We start from the raw sequence: 3,512 nt of genomic DNA on the forward strand, positions 1-3,512 counted from the left end.
AGTCTTTATCGGCAGAAAGCAAGCGGTTGTTTGGCCCGGGTGCAGATGTTCTTAAGTCTTTGTCCAATGCATTGCAAGAAGAGCTAATTCAGCTTAAAGAAAAATTAGATATTCTTGAGCGTGGTGATGCGCCAAGCGATGAGGATATGCAGTTTATAGTGGGTGTCTTTGAACGCCTGAGCAGCACCTTGTCTATGCTCGACCTGAAGAAAATTAGCCTAGCTTGTGATCAGCAGATCGAAGCAATCAAAACTTGGCAAGGCACAGGGACGGATGTTGCCGAACAGGATTTATTTGCTGTAGCTGACGCTGTGTTAGGTATTGAGCAGGCGATTAAGCGCTTTGAAGAAACGGGTATTCAGGGTGAAGTAGAGTTGCAGTCGGCCCATAAAGATGGCGAAACGCCATATTTGAGCGAAGCGACTATCGTTGTTATTGATGAGTCAAAGTCCGGGCTAGGCTTGGCTAAACGATCAATTAGCTCCTACGTTGAATCCCAGGGTGATAAGCTTCACCTGGCAACAGTCTATACTGTCATGGACAGTATCCGTGGTGCAATGAGCATCATTGGTGAGGAGAGGTTAACGTCCTTGTTATTGAAGTGCATGTCCTGTATTCAACAGGAGTTGGTTGACGGTGATACGATGCCTGACCAGACTTTGTTAGAAACTCTGGCTGATGCACTGACTTCATTGGAATACTACATTGAGAGTATGACCAAGGCACAAACCCAGAATGATGCTTTGTTAAAGTTGTCAGAAGAAAGTCTGGCTTCAATTGGGTATGGTACTTAAGCTTATACAAGGGTAGGAGGTAATTATGTTCTTGCCCGTCTTGTCTATTGCTATTCTCGGCGCTCTGCTAATTGTTATTTCTTTCAAGTACCTGTTCCTTCGTACATGGTTCAAGGCATGGCTAAAAGCTACGCTTGCTATTCTAGCTATACTCTCTGCAATGGCCCTTCTTTACAGTTCCTGGGATTTGTACAGTTTTAAAGCACAAACTTCTGCTCAAAAGATAGCAAGCGTTGAAACATTTAGACTTGGACCTCAACGATATAATTTGGTTTTAGAGCTAAACGAACAGCCTCCTCTGCACTTTGAAATAGAAGGGGATATGTGGCAGCTGGATGCTCGCTTGCTCGTCTGGGGAGATTTCTGGCGCTTTTTAGGGATGGAAGATGCATTTCGTTTTGACCGCTTATCTGGACGTTACCATTCAATAGATGATGAAAGAAATAAGCCCAGGACGCTGTTTAATCTTTGGCAGGCTGACAAGGGCTCAGAAAATACGCTGCCTGTGCTTAGAGATTTTAAGCAATGGCTAACTAGTTATAAGTGGCTGCCAGGGGCGAGCTTGGTTTACGGGAGTGGTACCTTTATTCCTATGAAAGACCGGGCTCGGTTTAGCGTTTATTTGAGTGAGGGTGGTTTGCAGGCTCGAGCGGAGAATGTTCAGGCACACGAGGCAATTGAGAGCTGGCTTTAAGCTTTAAAACCGGCTTAAGCGATTTAAGTATTCAATCGCACGTTCTTCTGACCAGTAGAGTCCTTCTTTGTTAAAGCCCATAAAGCCAACATGACCACCAAAACGTGGTGTTTCTAGCTCGAAGCAAGGGTTGCTCTTCGCTGCTTCATGTGGGAAACATTGCTTTGTGAGGAATGGGTCATCTAACGCGCTGATAAGTAGTGTTGGTGTATTTATCTGTTCTATATACCTGCTAGAACTCGATTTGTACCAGTATTCTTCTGCACTAGCAAAGCCGTTTAATGGTGCAGTGTAGCGCTGGTCAAAGTCGTAAAAGGTTTTCAGTTTTCTAAAACCTGTTAGGTCAACTTCTTGCGGGAAACGAAGCTTTTTTTCTTTAAGTTTTGCTTTAAGGCTGAACAGGAAATTTTTCATGTAAATTTTATTCTGTGGCAGCGCTAACTGTTTTGAGCTGCTAGTTAAATCACATGGAACAGAAAAGGTAACGGCGCCGCTGACTTCTTTGGGAACGTCTTCGGATTCGCGGCCAAGGTATAAAAGTGTCTTATTGCCACCAATGCTAAAGCCAACTAAGCAGACCTCTTCGTAACCTTGTGCTATGGCATGCTTAACAACGTATTGTAAGTCTCCTGTTTGACCGCTGTGGTATGACTGGAGCTTTCTGTTTGGTTCGCCACTGCATGAGCGGAAGTTCCAGGCAAGCACATCCCAGTTGTTCTGGAGCGCAATTTTCGCCATGCCGAGTATGTATGGACGTTTACTATGTCCTTCAAGGCCATGACTAAGCACCACAAGCCTTTTAAGAGGGCTTTGCTTGTTCTTGGCCCAATCCAGGTCGATAAAGTCTTGGTCGGGTGTTTCCAGGCGCTCACGAGTATAAAAGTCAGCTGATACCTTTCTGAAAACTGAAGGATAGACGCTCTGAAGGTGGCCATTTCTGGCCCACCAGGGAGGAAGGTATTCCATTTATTTATCACCCAGCAAAAAATATCTGGTGATTATGCGGCAAAACAGGCCGCTGTTAAATACTAAAAGTCGAGAAGCTGTTGAACGAGGAAGCCAAGCATGATGCCAGTGATGCTCATGGCCAATACGATGTCGATAAAGGTAAAAGGTTTACTTTCTTGTCTCATGATCTACTCTCTTCTTTATTTGCGACACTAATTACTCAGGTAATGAACCAGCAGCTAAGATAAGTTTGCTAGTTCACGGTAGGTCGCAATTTAAAATATCCTTGTAATGTCGTTGTGGTTATATTGTAACTAAATTATTGATGCTTTTTAGGGCTCTAATTTAAAACAATGTTAAATGTGAGTTTATGTATCTGAGCGTTTGTTAATTTTTAACAAAGCTAATAGAAACGTCTAATTGCGTCGTTTACATCTAGATACAAAGTAGTTAATTGAGGAAGTTGAATGAATTGGGATCGTGATCGCTTATTAATGGAGTTAGGTAAGTTTTCGTTTAAGTCGAAAGCTGCAGTTAAGGGGGAAATAGCGCATTACTATGACTTCTATGATATGGCTTTCTATCGTGAGTTCGACGGACTAGAGCAGCGTGCAGGTTGGCTTGATGCAAGTGACTTTCGTATCGTTATGCAAAGCTTTAAACCACTTGATGCTAAAGGTACCGTGTTTGTGTTTCATGGNNACTTNNATCCATGTCCAGGCATATCATAGATAACAACCGCATAACCCGACTTTATTAAAAAGCGAATTAGGTGATGATATATTCCGGCATGATCGAAGTATCCATGAAACACAAACACGGTACCTTTAGCATCAAGTGGTTTAAAGCTTTGCATAACGATACGAAAGTCACTTGCATCAAGCCAACCTGCACGCTGCTCTAGTCCGTCGAACTCACGATAGAAAGCCATATCATAGAAGTCATAGTAATGCGCTATTTCCCCCTTAACTGCAGCTTTCGACTTAAACGAAAACTTACCTAACTCCATTAATAAGCGATCACGATCCCAATTCATTCAACTTCCTCAATTAACTACTTTGTATCTAGATGTAAAC

General features: G+C 42.9%; 4 protein-coding genes and 1 pseudogene. 3 read left to right on the forward strand and 2 right to left on the reverse strand.

Annotated elements, in window-relative coordinates; translation table 11 throughout:
- Window positions 1-794: pseudogene (locus A3761_RS27760) on the forward strand (chemotaxis protein); the annotation flags it as partial.
- A 25-nt stretch (window positions 795-819) separates the two neighbouring features.
- Window positions 820-1,488 (forward strand): hypothetical protein, encoded by a 669-nt coding sequence (locus tag A3761_RS14805; protein WP_068508922.1) that lies wholly within the window; start codon window positions 820-822, stop codon window positions 1,486-1,488.
- 3 nt (window positions 1,489-1,491) lie between these two features.
- Here A3761_RS14805 and A3761_RS14810 read toward each other — a convergent pair whose 3' ends face one another.
- Entirely contained in the window at window positions 1,492-2,454 is a 963-nt protein-coding gene (locus A3761_RS14810; RefSeq protein ID WP_068510646.1) for a YheT family hydrolase, read from the reverse strand.
- A gap of 80 nt (window positions 2,455-2,534) precedes the next feature.
- Between A3761_RS14810 and A3761_RS26290 the strand changes: the two genes are divergently transcribed.
- Window positions 2,535-2,684, forward strand: a complete 150-nt coding sequence (locus A3761_RS26290) for a hypothetical protein (RefSeq protein WP_156491869.1) — start codon at window positions 2,535-2,537, stop codon at window positions 2,682-2,684.
- Between the two features lie 446 nt (window positions 2,685-3,130).
- Here A3761_RS26290 and A3761_RS14820 read toward each other — a convergent pair whose 3' ends face one another.
- Window positions 3,131-3,472 carry an alpha/beta hydrolase gene (locus tag A3761_RS14820; RefSeq protein WP_068750421.1) on the reverse strand — a complete coding sequence of 114 codons (342 nt, stop codon included), beginning with the start codon at window positions 3,470-3,472 and terminating at the stop codon, window positions 3,131-3,133.
- Between the last annotated feature and the right edge of the window lie 40 nt (window positions 3,473-3,512).

This window comes from Oleiphilus sp. HI0123, assembly GCF_001635315.1.

Bases quoted from the DNA above. Each gene is read 5' to 3' on its own strand.
- A3761_RS14805 (WP_068508922.1), top strand. From the start codon at position 820: ATGTTCTTGCCCGTCTTGTCTATTGCTATTCTCGGCGCTCTGCTAATT.
- A3761_RS14810 (WP_068510646.1), bottom strand. From the start codon at position 2,454: ATGGAATACCTTCCTCCCTGGTGGGCCAGAAATGGCCACCTTCAGAGC.